Origin of the sequence: Pedobacter frigoris, assembly GCF_005116445.1 — a bacterium.
In the GTDB taxonomy this organism is placed as follows: domain Bacteria; phylum Bacteroidota; class Bacteroidia; order Sphingobacteriales; family Sphingobacteriaceae; genus Pedobacter; species Pedobacter frigoris.
The window spans coordinates 222,151-240,398 of sequence record NZ_SWBQ01000002.1 but is presented as its reverse complement, the minus strand read 5'-3'; the positions used below and the strand labels follow the sequence as shown (position 1 = coordinate 240,398).

At 39.8% G+C, this 18,248-nt stretch carries 18 protein-coding genes; 15 read left to right on the top strand and 3 right to left on the bottom strand.

All coding sequences use genetic code 11. The features are described 5' to 3' along the window. Positions 1-306: 306 nt before the first annotated feature. Positions 307-885, bottom strand: coding sequence for a phosphoribosylglycinamide formyltransferase (purN, locus tag FA047_RS07455; RefSeq protein WP_136835356.1), 579 nt, complete (start codon positions 883-885; stop codon positions 307-309). Between the two features lie 699 nt (positions 886-1,584). Here purN and FA047_RS20445 point away from each other — a divergent pair. The 15 genes from FA047_RS20445 (at position 1,585) to FA047_RS07395 (ending at position 14,986) form a co-directional block, all read left to right on the top strand. Next, positions 1,585-1,752, top strand: a complete 168-nt coding sequence (locus tag FA047_RS20445; RefSeq protein ID WP_169304349.1) for a hypothetical protein — start codon at positions 1,585-1,587, stop codon at positions 1,750-1,752. 427 nt (positions 1,753-2,179) lie between these two features. Next, positions 2,180-2,320 (top strand): hypothetical protein, encoded by a 141-nt coding sequence (locus tag FA047_RS20440; protein ID WP_169304348.1) that lies wholly within the window; start codon positions 2,180-2,182, stop codon positions 2,318-2,320. 182 nt (positions 2,321-2,502) lie between these two features. Further along, positions 2,503-2,874, top strand: a complete 372-nt coding sequence (locus FA047_RS07450) for a hypothetical protein (protein ID WP_136835355.1) — start codon at positions 2,503-2,505, stop codon at positions 2,872-2,874. Further along, positions 2,793-3,323, top strand: coding sequence for a C40 family peptidase (locus tag FA047_RS07445; protein ID WP_225872672.1), 531 nt, complete (start codon positions 2,793-2,795; stop codon positions 3,321-3,323). Before FA047_RS07450 ends, FA047_RS07445 begins: the two co-directional genes overlap by 82 nt. 17 nt (positions 3,324-3,340) lie before the next feature. Then, positions 3,341-3,514: a hypothetical protein gene (locus FA047_RS20435; protein ID WP_169304347.1), complete on the top strand. Its 174-nt coding sequence runs from the start codon at positions 3,341-3,343 to the stop codon at positions 3,512-3,514. Continuing rightward, positions 3,508-4,005, top strand: a complete 498-nt coding sequence (locus FA047_RS07440) for a DUF6266 family protein (protein WP_225872701.1) — start codon at positions 3,508-3,510, stop codon at positions 4,003-4,005. The genes FA047_RS20435 and FA047_RS07440 overlap by 7 nt, the downstream gene beginning before the upstream one ends. A gap of 128 nt (positions 4,006-4,133) precedes the next feature. Next, complete coding sequence (gene rpsT / locus FA047_RS07435; RefSeq protein ID WP_136835353.1) at positions 4,134-4,388, top strand: 30S ribosomal protein S20; 255 nt, start codon at positions 4,134-4,136, stop codon at positions 4,386-4,388. 75 nt (positions 4,389-4,463) lie between these two features. Further along, entirely contained in the window at positions 4,464-5,162 is a 699-nt protein-coding gene (gene radC, locus FA047_RS07430; RefSeq protein ID WP_136835352.1) for a RadC family protein, read from the top strand. Between the two features lie 43 nt (positions 5,163-5,205). Continuing rightward, entirely contained in the window at positions 5,206-7,605 is a 2,400-nt protein-coding gene (gene pheT, locus FA047_RS07425; protein WP_136835351.1) for a phenylalanine--tRNA ligase subunit beta, read from the top strand. Positions 7,606-7,615: 10 nt separating this feature from the next. Continuing rightward, a complete protein-coding gene (locus FA047_RS07420; RefSeq protein ID WP_136835350.1) occupies positions 7,616-7,906 on the top strand; it encodes a hypothetical protein in 291 nt (96 codons plus the stop codon). 32 nt (positions 7,907-7,938) lie between these two features. Beyond that, a complete protein-coding gene (locus FA047_RS07415; RefSeq protein WP_136835349.1) occupies positions 7,939-8,229 on the top strand; it encodes a cell division protein ZapA in 291 nt (96 codons plus the stop codon). Positions 8,230-8,538: 309 nt separating this feature from the next. After that, positions 8,539-10,101 (top strand): ribonuclease Y, encoded by a 1,563-nt coding sequence (gene rny / locus FA047_RS07410; protein WP_136835348.1) that lies wholly within the window; start codon positions 8,539-8,541, stop codon positions 10,099-10,101. 94 nt (positions 10,102-10,195) lie between these two features. Further along, positions 10,196-10,717, top strand: coding sequence for an Mpo1 family 2-hydroxy fatty acid dioxygenase (locus tag FA047_RS07405; RefSeq protein ID WP_136835347.1), 522 nt, complete (start codon positions 10,196-10,198; stop codon positions 10,715-10,717). 113 nt (positions 10,718-10,830) lie between these two features. Beyond that, entirely contained in the window at positions 10,831-13,647 is a 2,817-nt protein-coding gene (locus tag FA047_RS07400; protein WP_136835346.1) for a TonB-dependent receptor, read from the top strand. A 133-nt stretch (positions 13,648-13,780) separates the two neighbouring features. Then, on the top strand, positions 13,781-14,986 hold the full coding sequence (locus FA047_RS07395; RefSeq protein ID WP_136835345.1) for a hypothetical protein: 1,206 nt from the start codon (positions 13,781-13,783) through the stop codon (positions 14,984-14,986). Between the two features lie 58 nt (positions 14,987-15,044). On the opposite strand, the gene FA047_RS07390 is transcribed toward FA047_RS07395, so the two are convergent. After that, on the bottom strand, positions 15,045-16,256 hold the full coding sequence (locus FA047_RS07390; RefSeq protein ID WP_169304346.1) for a hypothetical protein: 1,212 nt from the start codon (positions 16,254-16,256) through the stop codon (positions 15,045-15,047). Between the two features lie 209 nt (positions 16,257-16,465). Further along, on the bottom strand, positions 16,466-18,217 hold the full coding sequence (locus FA047_RS07385; protein WP_136835344.1) for a lysophospholipid acyltransferase family protein: 1,752 nt from the start codon (positions 18,215-18,217) through the stop codon (positions 16,466-16,468). Between the last annotated feature and the right edge of the window lie 31 nt (positions 18,218-18,248).

The following is an 18,248-nucleotide window of genomic DNA, read 5'->3' as shown; positions in this document are numbered from 1 at the left end:
GTAGGTCCATAAGAAATCCATTAGGGTTTTTTATGTCCTTTCCTGGGTTGCATAGAAATTTTGTTAATTGGATTTGTGCAGGTTACCGCTATCGCCGGCAACTGATTGCAATGTGATTGTTCAACAACAACAGTACAACAGGAAGTTGTTTAAATCTGCTTTCATTTTTATTCGTTTTTTGAACTTTACGGTTAACATAGTGGGGCAAATATATTAACATTCTTTATCAAAACAAATAAAATCTATAGAAATGGTAGATTATATTGAAATAGTTCAATAATCGCGGTCTATTCTACAATAAGCTTATTATTTTTTTATCTTTTTGATGATCGTCTCTACAATGCGCGGGTAATGCTGATGTTCAAGCTGCTGGCCTTTGAACTTGACCATCTCCAGGTTGTCGTCTTTATCAATGCGATATTTTGCCTGGTAGATGTACTCACCCTCATCGTAGTTTTCATCTACATAGTGTATGGTGATTCCGCCTTCAGTTTCGCTTGCTGCCATTACAGCATTGTGCACATGATCTCCATACATACCTTTGCCGCCGTATTTAGGCAGGATGGCGGGGTGGATATTTACTATGCGGCCGGGATATTCAGCGATAAGGTTTTTAGGAATGAGCCATAAAAAGCCGGCAAGCACGATGAGGTCTATTTCCAGGTTTTTCAGTATATCGATTACACCATCAGTCTGATAGAATTCTTTTTTATCAAAGATGTGCGAAGGAATCTCAAAATTGTCTGCACGTTGTAATACATATGCATCCGGATTGTTTGTTAGTACCAGTGCGATCTCCACTTCGGTACTGCGTTTAAAATGTTCCATCAGTTTTTGGGCGTTAGATCCCGATCCTGAAGCAAATATTGCAATGCGTTTTTTCATCCGGTGTGTATTTCATTTGTGATGAAGCCGCCTGAGATGGTTTCATCAACTGTAAAGATATTTTAATGCAGGCAGTTTTACAAATGATTTTTATTGAGGCTAAGTCGCAGAGGGTGATTATAGCTTGTGGTCTGTTCAATCCCGCTGCTCTAGGGGTATAACAGCGCTGCACTTCCGGTGCTATTTCGGTCGTGACCGGAAATGGACCGCTAGAGCAGCGGCAAAGAAGCAGTGTTCGGGCAAGTGGAGGGTATTGTCTTACCCTACATACAGTAGAGAAGGGGGCACGGCATCTTACACACCATGTCATCTCAACACCGAAACAAATTTCAGCACAGGCTAGAGGAGAGATCTCTTGAACTACGCCTTAATATGAAATTACTCGGGACTAAAAATGGCCAAAGATCCAAATACCCGCGGACAGGGTCTGTTTTACTTGTTTTTGCTGTTTAAACTCAAACGGATTTCTCTAACGTATTCAAGGGACACTTCAGCAAATTTCCGCTGCTTTTTCGTCGGAAACACCAAGTTTGGTAAGGAGATTTTCTACAACTTTATTTAAAGCAATCCTGAAAGAAAAATGCCGCCAGGCTTTTCAGATGTATTTGCAAATGGAAAATATTTGAAAGGAATGTCAATTATGAGGCATTTGTCGTTCATCGTAAAAAGTAATATATTTATAACTAACTGACTAAGAGTATGAAAACGAAACAAGGAACCTTCACAATTGATAACAACATAGGTAATCATAGCAATGATCCTTTTGTTGTAAAAAAATTGGAGTCTGCGAGAAAAAGAATTGAAAAATATGGTCTACCCCCACAGTTATTGGAACTTCATTCTGTGCAGACCAAGAAGCGTGGTTAAATAGTAGAGAGCTTTAATAATTATATCATAAAAAATTTGATCCCTGAACTGTCTGTTCGGGGATTTTTTTGCCTGGATTTTAGCGCGGGAGTCCCAAGTCATTCCAATTTTGTCCCAGATTGTTCCAAAGTGATTAGTGCTGTAGGAGGATGCAATTGAGGTGTTTATATTTGTTTTGCTGCGCAGCTACTGCGTGGTTAAGAGTTCGGCCGGACTTTATAATTAACAAATTGATAAACATTTAAATTGTAAAAACAATGGGAAAGTTAACAGGAGGAATTGACTACGACATGATTGGCCTCACGGGAAATCACGTAGGTAGAAGAGTAAAAGGAGAGAACATTATCTCGATGCGTCCGGCCAAATCTAACAAGCCGCCGACTGCGGCTCAATTAGCGCAGCGCTTAAAGATGAATTTGTGACGCTGATGGGTGCTGCGGTTCGTTCTGCTGAAGAGTATGAGTTGCAGCTTCCGCTGGATTGGACAGGGGATGTTGTACATGTAGTAAGTGCTGATGGTAAGTTGGTTAGTGACACGCAATATGTAGGGCAACTGACAGTCGTTTAGTTCTGAAAAAAGTGGGTGATCTCTTCCGGGCTGCCGCCAGCTAAGCTTCGCAAACCTGACAAATGCCCGTCAGAGACACCGGACTTTTTTCTGCTAGCGAACTAAGCTACGTGTCGAGCAGAGCCCCACATAATTGAGTGTACAGGAGGGGAAGTCCTCACAAAAATTAAAATCAAAAAATTATGAAAGTATTGAGTTTAAGGTCGGTTTGGATGCCGACAAGGAAAAGTATTGAGTGTGTTTTGCAGCTGGTGATTGTGTTGCTGGTTTGGTATACAGCACCCCTGGTGTTTGAGTTGCCGCAGGGGAATTCTATTGAGATCGCAAAGAGTATTGGTTTGATGTTGGTTTTGGCACTGGTGGCGTTTGTAGTGGTCATTGTAGTTTGCTGGTGGTTGCTGAATAGGATGTTAGTGGCATTGGCGCTACCGGGTATTGGTGATATGGTTTTATGTTTTAACGAATTAAGTCGATGGGAGCAAATAAAGGTTGGTTTTGGGCTGTTTGCATTGTTTGTGTTTGCGGCGGTAGCGGTTATAGTAGCAGTATTGTAGATTATAACAAGAAAAATGAATATGAAAGAATTATCGAAATCGCCCGAAAAGAAATCGGGGTTAGGGAAGCTACTAATCGAAACGATGGTCAGCGTGTTGAAGGATATCTTGGTTATGTGGGTTTCAAAAAAGGTGCGCCGTACTGCGCGGCGTTTTTAAGTTGGTGCTTCGGACAAGCGGGATATTCACAGCCACGAACAGCTTGGAGTCCCGCGCTTTTTCCGGCTTCAAGGTTGGTTAAGGAACCTCTGCCCGGAATTGTTTATGGGCTTTATTATGCTGGTTTGGGTCGCATTGGTCACTGTGGGTTGGTCGAAAATGTAAGAAATGACTGGGTTTATGGGGCGGAGGGCAACACGAACGAAGCAGGGGGTCGGGAGGGGCAGGGTGTTTATAGAAAGATAAGGCATAAGAGGACGATACATGTGTATTCGGATTGGGTAAGATGAATTTAAAACTAGAAATTATGGGAATTATAGATGGTGATTGTATAAGAGGTAGGGTAGGTAATAGGATTTATTATGTATCTAACGGTAAACAATGTGTGCGGATGGCTGGTCGTCGTAAGCCTGCGACGGAGAAGCAATTGAGCAGTCAGCATGGAATAAGGGTAGCGGTTGATTTTCTAAACCTATCCTGACTTTTATACAAGCAGGCTTTGGTGTTGAGGCCAACCAAAAGAGTAAGGTTGCGTATCATCTGGCAGTTGGTGCTAATAAAAGGTATGCGCTAAAGGGAAATTATCCCGATATTGCGATTGACTATCAAAAGGTAGTGCTGAGTGTAGGCAAGCTAAGGGGCTTGATGGATGCTTCGGTACTGCTGGCAGGCAATCCTGAAGATGGTTTGTCGCTCTGGTTTAGCTGGGAACTGACGCAGGAAGATCTGGAATGGCCGAGGTGTGATGATCAGGTAATGCTGATGGCTTATTTTCCTGATGAGATGTTTGAATATCCGGCATATTACAAGGTGGCTGGTGCAAAACGTAAGGCTGGACAGGATGTACTGGAAATCCCAGTTGCGATGGCAGGGAAGTCAATGGAAGTCTATATCGCGGTGATCGCGGAAGACCGCTCGGATGTTTCTCGTACTCAATACCTCGGAAGGATTGTGGCTCCGGATGTGACTTAAGAGAAAAGATTGAAAAATATTTTCTGTAACGTTTTGTAATTTAAAAACATTAGTCATATATTTGCAGTCCGAAAAATAGAAAGAATAAAGGGGGCTTGGCTCCAAGATAAAAATATTAATAACAAAAAATGGCAAATCATAAATCTTCACTAAAAAGAATTAGAGCAAACGCAACTAAACGTTTACGTAACAGGTACCAGGCAAAAACAACTCGTACGTTTATCAAAAGATTGCGTGCTGCAGAAGATAAAAAAACTGGCTTAGAATTACTTCCTAGAGTAGTTTCTATGTTAGATCGTTTGGCTAAAAAGAGCGTTATTCACAAAAATAAAGCAGCTAACAATAAATCAAAATTAACTAAATTTGTTAATGGCTTAAAATAAGCTGAGCTTTACAATATTGAAAAGGGATATGCAACGCATATCCCTTTTTTTATTTCAAAAATATTGTATCGCTATATGGAATTATATCAGGAAAAACTGGGGATAAAACTTTGGGCTGAAGCCGACAGACCCAGAGAAAAACTACTGCTGCACGGCAGAAGACACCTTACCGATGCTGAACTGATCGCAATTTTGATCGGATCGGGTAATAAAAATGAAAGTGCCGTTGATTTAAGTAAGCGCATACTTGCGTTTTATAAAAATGATTTGGATACTCTGGGAAAGATCTCTGTAAAAGACCTGTCTAAATTTAAAGGGATCGGTGAAGCGAAAGCCCTTTCCATAGTGGCTGCACTTGAGCTGGGTAGAAGAAGAAAGGAAACCGAAACACCGGAGGTAGTAAAAGTGACTTATTCAAAAGATGCTTATCTGGTATTGTTGCCTGTTTTTCAGGATCTCAATCATGAGGAATTCTGGATACTGCTATTGAATCAGGCAAATATTATCATCGGCAAACAATTGATCAGTAAGGGTGGACTCGCAGGCACTGTTTCTGACCCCAAAATTATTTTCAAAATCGCACTGGAGCATAGCGCGGCCAGTATTATTCTGGCTCATAATCACCCTTCCGGAAATATAAAGCCCAGTTCGCAGGATTTGTCTATTACTAAAAAACTGGTCGAGGCTGGTAAAATGTTAGATCTTTATGTTTTGGATCATCTGATTGTGACCAATAAAATGTTTTATAGCTTTGGTGATGAAGGATTAATTTAATTAAATAATATCTTTGCGTTTTACTAAGAGCGTTAAAAATAAAATGAAGATATCATATAACTGGCTTAAACAATTCATACAAACAGATAAAACACCACAAGAACTTTCTTTAGTCCTGACCAATATTGGTTTGGAGATAGAAAGCCTGGAAACAGTACAAGCTGTTGCGGGTGGTTTAGAAGGATTGGTAATTGGTCATGTTTTGAGTTGCGTACAGCACCCAAATGCCGACAGATTAAGGGTAACTACCGTTGATGTCGGTGCTGCGGAAGCTTTACAGATCGTATGCGGTGCGTCAAATGTGGCACAAGGGCAAAAAGTTGTAGTGGCCACGGTAGGTACAGCTGTACACCCTAACGAAGGTGAGCCATTTAAAATCAATAAATCAAAAATCAGGGGCGAGGTTTCAGAAGGAATGATCTGTGCTGAGGATGAGATTGGTTTAGGTGTTTCTCATGATGGCATCATGGTGTTACCTGAGGACACTGTTGTAGGTACTGCCGCCAAAGCTTATTTTAACCTGGAAGATGATTATCTTTTTGAGATTGGATTGACCCCTAACAGGGCTGATGCTGCGTCACATCTTGGTGTGGCAAGAGATCTAGCTGCGTATTTCCGTGCGGATCTGCAAATGCCGGACATTGCGTCTTTTAAAACAGCGAATGAAAACCTGGTTATTGAGGTAAAGGTAGAAGATACGGCGGCTTGTCCTCGATACAGCAGCGTGAGCATTACGGGTGTTACTGTAAAATCATCACCAGACTGGTTACAGGATAAATTGAAAGTGATTGGCATCAGACCGATCAACAATATTGTAGACATTACCAATTATGTGCTTCATGATTTGGGACAGCCATTGCATGCCTTTGATGCAGATAAAATTAAAGGGGGTAAGGTGCTGGTTAAGAAATGTGCTGAAGGTACACCTTTCGTGACACTTGATGGAGTAGAACGCAAGCTTGGAGTAGAGGATCTGATGATCTGCAACGCAGAAGAGCCGATGTGTATTGCCGGTGTTTTTGGTGGTATACAGTCGGGGGTAAGTGAGACTACTACCAATATCTTTTTGGAAAGCGCTTATTTCAATTCAGTATCGGTACGTAAAACTTCTAAGAGACATGGTTTAAAGACTGATGCATCGTTCAGGTTTGAGCGTGGTACAGATCCGGATATGACGGTTGTGGCTTTGAAAAGAGCAGCGATGCTGATTCAGGAACTAGCTGGTGGAGTGATCTCATCATCAGTATCTGATATCTATCCTGAGCCTGTAAAGCCATTTGATGTAGCGGTAAGCTATTCCAATATCAATAAACTGATCGGAGCAAACATTCCGGATGCAGAGATTAAAGCAATCATTGTGGCATTGGGAATTGATGTGGTGACTGAAACTGCTGAAGGTCTTGAACTGAAAGTGCCGAGTTTTAAAGTGGATGTGACACGTGAGTGTGATGTGACTGAAGAGGTGTTGAGGATTTATGGCTATAATAATATTGAAATACCAAGTAAGATCAATGCTTCATTGTCTTACAGCAATAAACCAGACAGGGAGCAGACGCAGCATGTAATAGCTGATATGCTGACTGCAAATGGCTACCTGGAGATCTGGTGTAACTCATTGACAAAAGGTTCCTATTCAAAAAATCCTGAAGAGGCAGTTCAGATCCTGAACCCGTTGAGCTCAGATTTGAATGTGATGCGTCAGGAATTGCTGATGCCGGCTTTGGAAAGTGTGGCCTACAACCTGAACAGGAAAAGTGCTGATATTAAATTTTATGAGTTTGGTAAGACGTACCATCTGAGCGGTGGAAAGTATGTAGAGCGTCCGCGTTTACTGATCGTGCTTTCAGGAGCAGTTCAGTCAGAGCAATGGAATCATAAACCAGCTCAGGTAAGTTTTTATAACCTGAAATCGGCGGTTGACGCGGTTATAAGTCGTTTGGGCATCAGTAATTATCAATCTGAAGAGTTGAAGGACGAGAATTTTGCTTATGGATTGAAATACTTCAGGGCAGATAAGGCGATTGTATCTTTTGGTGCGGTGACTACGGCAGACAGGAAAAAGGCGGATATAGATAAGGATGTTTATTATGCTGATTTTGACTGGGCATTGCTCCTGGATATCGTGAGAAAAAACAAGATTGTGAATAGAGAGGTGCCTAAATACCCTGCGGTGAGAAGAGATCTTTCGATGTTGGTAGATACGGCGGTTACTTTCGATGAGTTGAAGACCATTGCATTTAAAACAGAGAAAAAGCTGGTTAAGAATGTACAGGTATTTGATGTGTATGTAGGAGATAAATTGCCTGAAGGTAAAAAATCTTATGCGTTGAACTTTACTTTACAGGACGAAGAACAAACGTTAACAGATAAACAAATTGATGCCGTTATGCAAAAGATTATATATAACTTAGCGCAGACAGCGAAAGCAGAAATTAGAAAATAAAATATTTTTCATGTCAACAGTTGCCGATCAGTTAAATTCAGTACTACAAAAAACAGCTCGTTTAATAGAGCTTTGTAACGCTTTGCAGGAAGAAAATGAGCTGCTAAAGGTTGAGAATCAATCGGTAAAAGTTGCCCTTGACGGATCGAAAATCAAGAGTACTGATCTGGAAGAAAAGCTAAGGGTTTTAAAGTTGGCGAAAAGTATTGACGGTACTAGTGAAAAGACACTTGATATAAAGCAAAAAATTAACGATTTTGTGCGTGAAATAGATAAGTGCGTTGTGCTGCTTAAGAAATAAGTAGCATTGGAACAGTGAAACTAAGCTAAGAAATGGGAGAAATCTCGATAAAAATAACTATTTCCGACCGTATCTATCCCTTAAAGGTAAATACGGAAGAGGAAGAAATTGTAAGGCGGGCAGCCAAGATTATCAATGAGCGCATAAAGGACTACCAAGAAAATTATGCGGTTAGAGATAAACAGGACTTGCTTTCTATGGCAGTATTGCATTACGCAACGGCAGTGCTGAGGGTAGAAAACAAGGTTCAGGATCAGGATAGTGCCGTAGCTGAGAAGGTGGAAGAGTTGGATAGTTTATTAAACGGGTTTTTCTCCAAATAGGAGCGTTCTTTATAGATTAGTTAAAAGATAACAAAGATAATAGCCGTAGCTAGATTTTTGGGTTTCACTATTTTTAAAACTTAACACTTCAATATTTATAGGATTGAGAGGGTGTATTTCATCTGCATTCGTGCACCTGAAAATGACTTAAATCCTAATTATAATTAGTTGAGGTTTTTAAAACGAGGGGCTCAAGGATTTAGTTGCGGTTTTTTTTTAAAAAGGATTTTAATGGTGAAGCAGCATGCATGGGCTTATTCATCGTCACTATAAAATGATAAACTCATGCAAGCTTTTATATAAAACAGAATGGAAATATTAGGAATAATAGGATATGTACTTGCCGGTTTGGTAATCGGTATTGTAATAGGCAGGTATCTGCTGCGCAGCTTGCTTAAGAAGCAGGAAGCTGCAGTTCAGAATAAGGTAAAGAAAATACTTAAGGATGCAGAGAGTAATGCAGAGATCCTGAAAAAGGACAGAATGCTGGAGGCTAAAGAGAAGTTCTTACAGATGAAATCTGAGCATGAACAGGAAGTAAATGCTAAGAACAACAACATCAATCAAAGAGAAAATTCTTTGAAGCAAAAAGAGCAGTCTTTGAATCAGAAACTGGAAAATGCAACCCGCAAAGATCAGGAGCTGGATGGCCACAAAAAGAACCTTGAAAAGCAAACTGAGATTGCCCTTAAAAAGCAGGAAGAAGTAGAGCTTTTGAAAAATCAACACGTAAAGCAGTTGGAAACAATTGCCGGTTTAAGTGCTGAGGAAGCTAAAAGTCAACTGGTAGAGACCATGAAACAAGAAGCGCGTACACAGGCCATGATCCAGGTGAAGGACATTGTTGATGAGGCTAAGTTGACTGCAACTAAGGAAGCTAAGAAGGTAGTAATACAAACTATACAGCGTACTGCTGTAGAAGCTGCTATTGAAAACACAGTTTCAATATTTCATATTGAAAGTGATGAGATTAAAGGCCGGGTAATTGGTCGTGAAGGTCGTAACATCCGTGCGCTGGAAGCAGCTACGGGTATTGAGATCATTGTAGATGATACCCCTGAGGCTATCATTTTATCAGGATTTGATCCTGTAAGAAGAGAGATCGCCCGTTTGGCTTTACACCGTTTGGTTACTGATGGAAGGATTCACCCAGCCCGTATTGAAGAAGTTGTAGCTAAGACTAAGAAGCAGATTGAAGATGAAATTGTAGAGATCGGTGAGCGTACTGTAATTGACCTGGGCATCCACGGTTTGCATCCAGAACTGATCAGGATGGTAGGGCGTATGCGTTACCGTTCATCTTATGGACAAAACTTATTGCATCACTCACGTGAGGTAGCGAATTTCTGTGCTACTATGGCAGCTGAGCTGGGATTGAATGCTAAAATGGCTAAACGTGCAGGATTACTACATGATATAGGTAAAGTGCCTGATGATAATCCGGAATTGCCACACGCAATTTTGGGTATGCAGTTGGCTGAAAAATACAAGGAACATCCTGAAATCTGTAATGCAATTGGAGCTCACCACGACGAGATCGAGATGACTTCAATGATCTCTCCGATCATTCAGGCTTGTGATGCGATATCAGGTGCGCGTCCGGGTGCCCGTCGTGAGGTAGTAGAAAGTTATATTAAGCGTTTGAAAGAGCTGGAGGAACTTGCACTTTCTTACCCGGGTGTTGAAAAAACATTTGCGATCCAGGCCGGTAGAGAATTAAGGGTGGTTGTAGAAAGTGAAAGGGTAACTGATCAGCAGGCTGAGTTATTGGCGGCAGATATTTCTAACCGCATACAGACTGAAATGACTTATCCGGGACAGATTAAAGTAACGGTGATCCGTGAAACAAGGTCTGTTGCGTTTGCGAAGTAAGTAATTAACCGTCGAGATGACGTATAGATTATTAGATAAAAGCGATGGATAATCCCATCGCTTTTTTTATTTTTACATAGTAAACCCAAATAAGATGAAGAAGCAAAATACTGCGGTACAGGCTGAGCCTAAGAAAGAGGTAGATGTACTTTTTGATAAATATGCAGAAAGCCATCAGAATCATTCCAATGAGGTGATACATTGGATTTGCGTTCCCCTAATCGTTTTTAGCTTACTTGGTTTGGTTTGGGCTATCCCATTTCCCAGGTTAGCCTTTTTGGGTAAATATGCAGACTACCTGAACTGGGCTTCTTTTCTAATTGCTTTTTCTGTTTACTACTATTATAAGTTGTCCCCGGTATTGTCTTACCTGATGCTGATCCTCATCTGCATTATGAGTTACGGGATTGTTTCTATAGAACAATGGGCCAATAACGGCGGTCCGGCAATGTGGCTTGTTTTTACGGTGATATTTGTTCTAGCCTGGATTGGTCAGTTTATAGGTCATAAAATTGAGGGAAAGAAGCCTTCTTTTTTAGATGATGTTAAGTTCCTGTTAATCGGTCCAATCTGGTTATTGCACTCTATCTGCAAAAAAATAGGGTTAAGATATTGAACCAAACAGGCGTTAACATTTAGTTAACATTACCATAAGGTAATGGTAATTTATATCTAACATATACCTAACATTGTGGTAATAGCTTTGCTGAAAATTAATATACAGCAAAATTGAAATCACAACTAAATCTCAAGAAGGCATTAATTACTATTTTATTTGTAGTTATTGGCACAGCAGTATTTGCACAAACGGGCAAAATTTCAGGTAGGGTAATTGATAAAAGCACCGGAGAAACTATGATCGGTGTGTCAGTTAAAATAGCGGGAACTACTAAGGGAATCAGCACTGATACAGCAGGAAGATATGTTATCGGTGCGGTTGCAGCCGGTAAGTATACCATCGAGGCATCTTATATAGGTTACGCAGTAAAAAACGTAACTAACGTAGAAGTAAAATCAAATCAAACGACTGTTGTCGATTTTTCATTGGAAGAATCAAGCACACAAAAACTGAAGGAAGTTTCGGTTACTTTTCAGGTTAACAAAGAAACGGAAACTGCAATCCTGACCAGTCAAAAAAATGCGGTCGAGATAAAGCAGGGGATCGGAGCACTCGAGTTAACAAGAAAAGGAGTAAGTGATGTTGAGGAAGGGTTGACTAAAATCACCGGTATCACTAAAGTTGACGGTCGTGGATTATTTGTAAGAGGATTGGAAGACAGATACAACAATTTGTTAATCAACGGACTTGCAGTTCCGTCTAATAATCCTTTCAAGAAGATAATTCCGCTTGATCAGTTCCCGACAGACATTGTAAGTGTGCTGGAAACGTATAAGACATTCAATTCAAGTCTTTATGGTGATTTTGCGGGAGGTACGTTTAATATAGTTACGGCAAAAGCAGATAAAAGTATCACTAAGATTAATATAGGAGCAGGATTTATTTCGAACAGTACTTTTAAGAAATTTCTGAGAGCGGAAGACGCTACTTCCATTGGCGATTATTTTGGTTTTACGGGAAACAACCGAGAAATGCCTAAGTTGTTTGGAAAAGTGCCTTCAACATATACCATGTCGAAAGATGAAGCAAATACCCTATTACGTTCAGGATTTGATTTAAATAGTGACAAAGCACCTTTAAACAGCAACGTCAGCATTTTACATGCAAATAAAATAAGCCTGGAAAATGAACGCTTTTTACAATATCTGGTTTCCGTCAATACAGAGAACGGTTTTCAGGTGAGAGAAGGTGTAGATCGATTTTTCAGTACTTCACAGGGTATTTACGATAATAACCTGTATACTACATCTTACAGATTTTCTACCAATTCATCATTATTAGGTGCCATAAATTATGGGAGTAAACGCTTAAGTCTGAATTTGAATGCATTTTATCTGAAAGGCACAGAAAACCTGATTCAGGACCAACTTGGATATACTAACAGTCAATCGACCGTTAATAATGCTTTTATCCGGTTAAATCAACTTCAAAAAACAGATTTATTTACGGGGCAGCTGTTTGCCAATTATAAATTGACGGCAGACGATGCACATAGTATCAGGGCTGGGGTTTCTTATTCTAAAACCAAATATCAATTACCTGACAGAAAGTCCTATAAAGGAGCTAGAATTGATGAGAACACTACCGGCGTAAGTTATGCAGGTAATAGTATTGTTAGACAATATATGGACTTTGATGGTGATTTCTATAGCTCAGGTTTGTTGGAATATAACTGGAAATTTGGAAATGAAGATTTGACAAAAGCACATAAATTATCATTAGGCTATAATGGTTCATTTTCTAAAATGGAATCAAGCTTCAGGTTTTTAGGATCTCAGGATCTGGCTACTAACGGTATTAATTTTCCGACAAATCAGCCGGATGATGTATTTAGATCAGAGATTTCCAAAGGCAACTTTACCTATAGCGAAAGATCTAACTCTACCTATAGAGCAAAAATGCAGGAAGGGGTTAATGCAGGTTATTTTGACTTAGCGCTGAGATTTAATGATAAATTGAATTTGAACGTTGGAACCCGGTTTGAACAATCACAAAGGATTACCAGGTATAGAAACTCAGGAAGTTTTAATGACCCATTCCAAAAAATCACTAAAGACAATTTTGATATTTTACCGGCAGCTAACTTAAAATATGCTTTAACTGAGCAGGCTAATTTTAGAATATCAGCTTCTAAAACATTGACAAAACCAGTGGTAATGGAGGCATTCCCATTGGAGTTTGTTAATCCTGATGCCACAATTGAAAACGGTAATCCGAATGTGATCAATAGCAAAAATTATAATCTGGATTTAAAGTATGAATGGTTTCCAACAAACAAAGAATTGATTGCCGTTACCGGTTTCGCCAAATATTTGCAGAATCCTATCGAAAGGTTATTTGAACAAACAGCCGGTAGTGGTGGTTTGATAATTACCTATGGCAACTCCAAGAAGGCTGTCCTATATGGTGCCGAACTAGAATTGCTCGTTCAAATGAGTAGAATCCATGAATCATTATCTAAGTTTTCGCTTGGCTTTAATACTTCTCTGATGGTTACAGAAGCTACTATAGACAGGGTAAAAAACAGTGCCGAAGTGGCAACGCTTGGCGATAAAAGTACGAGGAAATTGCAAGGTGCGTCACCATGGTTGATAAATGCTGATATCAAGTATGATACTGAACTTAGTAAGAAATGGAAAAGCACGATGACATTGGCTTATAATATCTATGGTGAGCGTATTTATGCAGTAGGCACCAATGGACTGGATAATTACTACGAGAAACCATTTGGTAAGCTGGACTTTATTTGGAATAATAAGATTGCAAATAAATGGGATCTAAAACTTGGAGTAGAAAACATCTTAAATCCAACGTATCAGATTGAGCTGGGCGAGAAGAGTAAAATTGATATTCTTGAAGACGATCTGACAGTTAAGGATTACAAACGAGGTATAGGCGTATCATTGGGATTGGGCTACACCTTTTAGAAAGGTAAATTGGTTAACATTATCTTAACCAATGGGTAATGTAATCGTAAAGAAGGGTTAACGTACACGCAATATCCAACAGATACTTTTGTATCGAAGAAAAATAAACAGATAAACACAAATCTTTTAAGAAATGAAAAAAGTATTTTACGCAATGGCAATCGCTGCATCAGTATTTACAGGATGCTCCAGTGACGATGATGAACCAATAGTAAAAGCCCCGGTAGAAGGTGAGATTAGTGGAGATATTACCTCAAACAAGACTTTTGCTTATGGCAATTATACTTTGAAGGGTATGGTTAAAATAGCTGCGGGCGTTACTGTAACTATCGAAAAAGGCTCTACAATTACAGCTGATAAAAGAGATGGCGAAGATGGACTTGTTGTATTGAAAAATGGAATCCTAATAGCTAACGGTACTGCTGATGAACCTATTGTTTTGACTGAACAATCAAAAACAGCCGGATCATGGGCCGGTATTATCATGTATGGCGACGCACCAATTATCACCACTGGTGCCGCTACATCTGCGAAATCTGAAGATGGTTTGAATGAGAGTTATGGCGGTAATAATGAGAATCATAGCAGCGGTTCGTTAAAATATGTAAGAGTAGAATATGCAGGGCAGGTAATTACCACAAATAATAAAGAGCATAACGGTTTTTCATTTTATGCTGTAGGTGCAGGAACTGTACTTGAAAATCTGGTTTCTTATAAAGGTAATGATGATGGTTTTGAATTTTATGGAGGTACTGTTAGTGCTAAAAATTTAATTTCATATGGTAACTCTGATGATTCTTTCGATTGGCAAGATAGCTGGAAAGGTCAAGCCAATACCAACTGGTTCGCTTATCAAACTGTTAAAGCAAACTACGGAATGGAAGTAGAAGCTAAAGGTAATAACAATGCATTCTTTCCAAAAGTGACTAATATCACTTTAAGAAGAGCTACTGGTACTACAACAGAGGCTCCAGGTGGGACTGAAATTCAATTAGATGCATTCCAATTCAAATCCAATGGAAATGGCGACTTCAGCAATATCGTAATTGATGGTTATGTTAACCAAACTACACCAACAAGTGTTACAGGTGGTGCTGTTCAGGTCTTAGATTTGAATACATATAATAACCAGGTACTTGGTGGTAAGATTAAATTAACTAATGTTAAAATCACAAATACACCTACTCTTTTCATCTCAGGAGCTGTTACCTTTACATTAAATGCAGCAAGCTTCCTTCCAGGTACTAACTGGGGACCAACCACTACAGCTACAGGAGCTTCACTTACAGCTGGTAAATGGGCTACTATTGATGGTGTAAATTTGTTAGCAAACTTGTAAGAATTATAACGCTTTCATTAGCAAGAGAAGGTTGCATTCATGTGAATGCAACCTTTTTTTATTTAAATGGCGGCTCATACGCATACACTACCTTAAATGGCACATTTCTAAGGTTCGATGGCGCTTGTCCTATGTTTAAATTTTCCTTTTGTGGAGTTGGCTCACAAATGGAATAGGTTTTTCCGTTGTATACGATCGGATCGCCAACAGGTTTGTCAAACTGTACAGCCATGGTGATGTGTGTAGGATAAAGCAAAGCGATCATCGGGAGATCGTAAATCTCTTTGACCAGGTAGAAGAACAGGGCCGCTCTGTCGTCGCAGTCACTGGATTTGGAGAAAAGTGTTTCTTCTGGTGAAAGGCGTTTTTCCTTGCCAAAGTTTTCATCATCATCTTCATATAAAAAAGCATACCGGGTAAAGCGCATCAGATAGTCTATGCCTTTTTTCTGTTTCATGCCGCTGAGGTTTTTCTTGAGTATCGGTATCAAAGAGCCATAGGTTTCTTTGCTCAAAGGGATGTTGAAATAGGATTCAAAATCGACCACAGGATAATTGGCAAAAATCTTTTCGACTTCTGAATTGAGCTTGATGTTGAAGTGGTAGACTTTATGCTTGTAGCTAAATTGTATTGGCTTTTCATAATAGTCCTCAGGCTTAAATTCGGGCATACGGGTTACCTTATAGGAAAATGCCTGTTTTCCTTCCGGAATGCTAAGCATCCTGTAGGGCGGGACTTTATTTAAGTCGGCATAGGCATAATCATGGCGGTTCAGGCACATGTATTTTTTATGCTGGTACATCGCAAAAGGGATATCGGAAATGTCCTCATCGTTGTAAACGTAGAATATGATCCTGTTGTCCGAAATCGTCAGCCGCGCATCATATCCTGACTTTCCTAGAAGAAACCATTTATAAAAAGTATAACGCTCATAGTTTTCTTTTTTTGGACTGATGGCCTGGGCTGTTTTTCTGATGAGCTGGTAATAGAGCCAGTCATTTAGCTGGTGGGTCTTCTTATAAGCCAGCAATGTATCCAGTATGGCGAGGTACTTGCCCTCTGTTACTCTGTTGTAGCAAGATTTGATGTAAGTCTCCGATAAAGTGGTATCTGTACCTACAATAATGGAGGAATCGATCTGCAGGTTGAATGTGTCATTGTAAAACTCAAAACTAATGTTATAACTGTTGCGTTGGCCATAAGCTTGATGCATGGTCAACAGCACGAATAGCGCAGAGAACGTACCGAATATTTTGAGCAAACGGTTCATAGCTGGTTAACATTTTGTTAACATTAAATATACATATAATTAACGTTGGATGTATATTAAGCTTTTTGCCTGATTTTTTTTATAGTAATCAACAATTAACAACGCCTTAACATGGCCGTCTTACTTTTGTCGCATAAATATTTGGTTAGTATTTATACGTTTAGGTTTAGTTGATAATAAAAGCCCCGGTGGATGTCGGGGCTTTTGTTTTAGAAATTCTTACCTATTTTTTCCAGCATTTCGGCCGGAATATTTTGCATATCAACCACTAAAAATCCATCCAGACAATCTGAAAACTTAGGATCTATGTTGAAGCATATGATCTTTGCATTCAGGTTCATGTATTGTCTTAATAAGACCGGAATTTTGATGTGTGAGTTTTCTATGTCAGAGATCAGGCTATCCAGGTCTTTTAGAGATTCACTGCTTTCAATCAGGAGGTCTTTATCGATCGCTGAGAGATCTGCTTTGAACTTGTTTTTCGGTTTTACATAGTGTGCAAGTTCGTAATCGAAGTGATTCTTAGTGATGTAATTCACGATCAGTGATTTCGAGAACTTGGAGAAATTATTGCTGATACTCACAGGGCCAAACATGTACCGGTATTGCGGATTGTCAAGCAAGTATTTTAAGATTCCTTTCCAGAGGAGGAAAAGCGGCAATGGTTTTTGCTGGTACTCTTTACGAATCCAGGATCTGCCGAGTTCAATTCCTTTTCTCAATATAGGATAGAAAGGTTCTTTGATTTTGAACAGCTCCGATAAGTAGAAACCGCGGCGGCCCATGGTATTCAGAATCTCATCGCCTTTGCCGATTCTATAAGCACCTACGATGTTCTGCAGGTCTTTGTCCCAGATGAAAAGGTGGTTGTAATATATGTCGTAGTTGTCTAGATCTATTTTTTTGTTTGTACCCTCACCAACCTCTCTGAATGTAATTTCCCTTAGTCTGCCAATCTCTCTTAAAATATTTGGAATATTTACAGTCGGGGTGATGTACACTTCATAGTTTTTCTCCTGCCAGACCCTAAAGCTTTCCAGTTGTTCTACTTCCTCGACGATCTTATTGCGGTCAGTTTCTTCAATGATGGCTTCAGGTTTTTTCTTTATTTTGAAGAGGTTGATCGGGTTGAATAGTTTCTTTTCTTCATCCAGTCCGGTTCCCAGGGCATAAGTACGCGCCCTTAGAAAATCAAGTAGCTTATTGGTGTTGTTGCGGTAAGAAATGTCTTCTATATTGATAGGTTTTCCAATCCTTACTTTGATTTTGAGGCCTTGCTTGTTCAGGAATTCAGAAGGAAGCTTTGCTGTTCTTAAAGTAGGGTGGATGAAGCTGAGTATATTAAACAGTACCCCATTGTTGCCATGAAAGTATATAGGCACTACCGGGAGTTTTGAGCGCGCAACCAGCTTGCCGACCACCGGATGCCAAAGCCTGTCGGTAATCTCCTGCTTGTCGAGACTGAAAGTTGATACCTCGCCTGCAGGGAAAATTCCTATAGGAATACCACTTTGCAACAGGTCGAATGTAGACTTTAGTCCGCTGATGCTGGAGGAGTGCTGTACATTTTCAAAAGGATTTACGGCGACAAAGAATTCACTTAGATTTGGAATTTTTTTAAGGATGAAGTTGACCATTACTTTTGCCTCCGGACGTACTGTGCAAAGCAGCTTCACCAATGCAAGTCCTTCAACACCACCGTAAGGGTGATTGGCTATGGCTATAAAACCGCCTGTTTTTGGTATGTTTTTGAGATCGTCTTCATCAAAATCAATACTTACACCAATGGTTTCCAGTATTTTATCAACAAATTCTAAACCACTGAAATGCTGATTTTGAGAGAATACTTTGTTGATGTCATTGAGTTTCATCATCTCCATGAGTAAGGCCGCGAGGCCGGGTACGCCAAGCTTATCAATCTTGGTAGCTTTTGCGAACTCCTGGGTGGTTATGATCTTCATTTAGATGCCGGGTTTTAAAAATTATCCAATC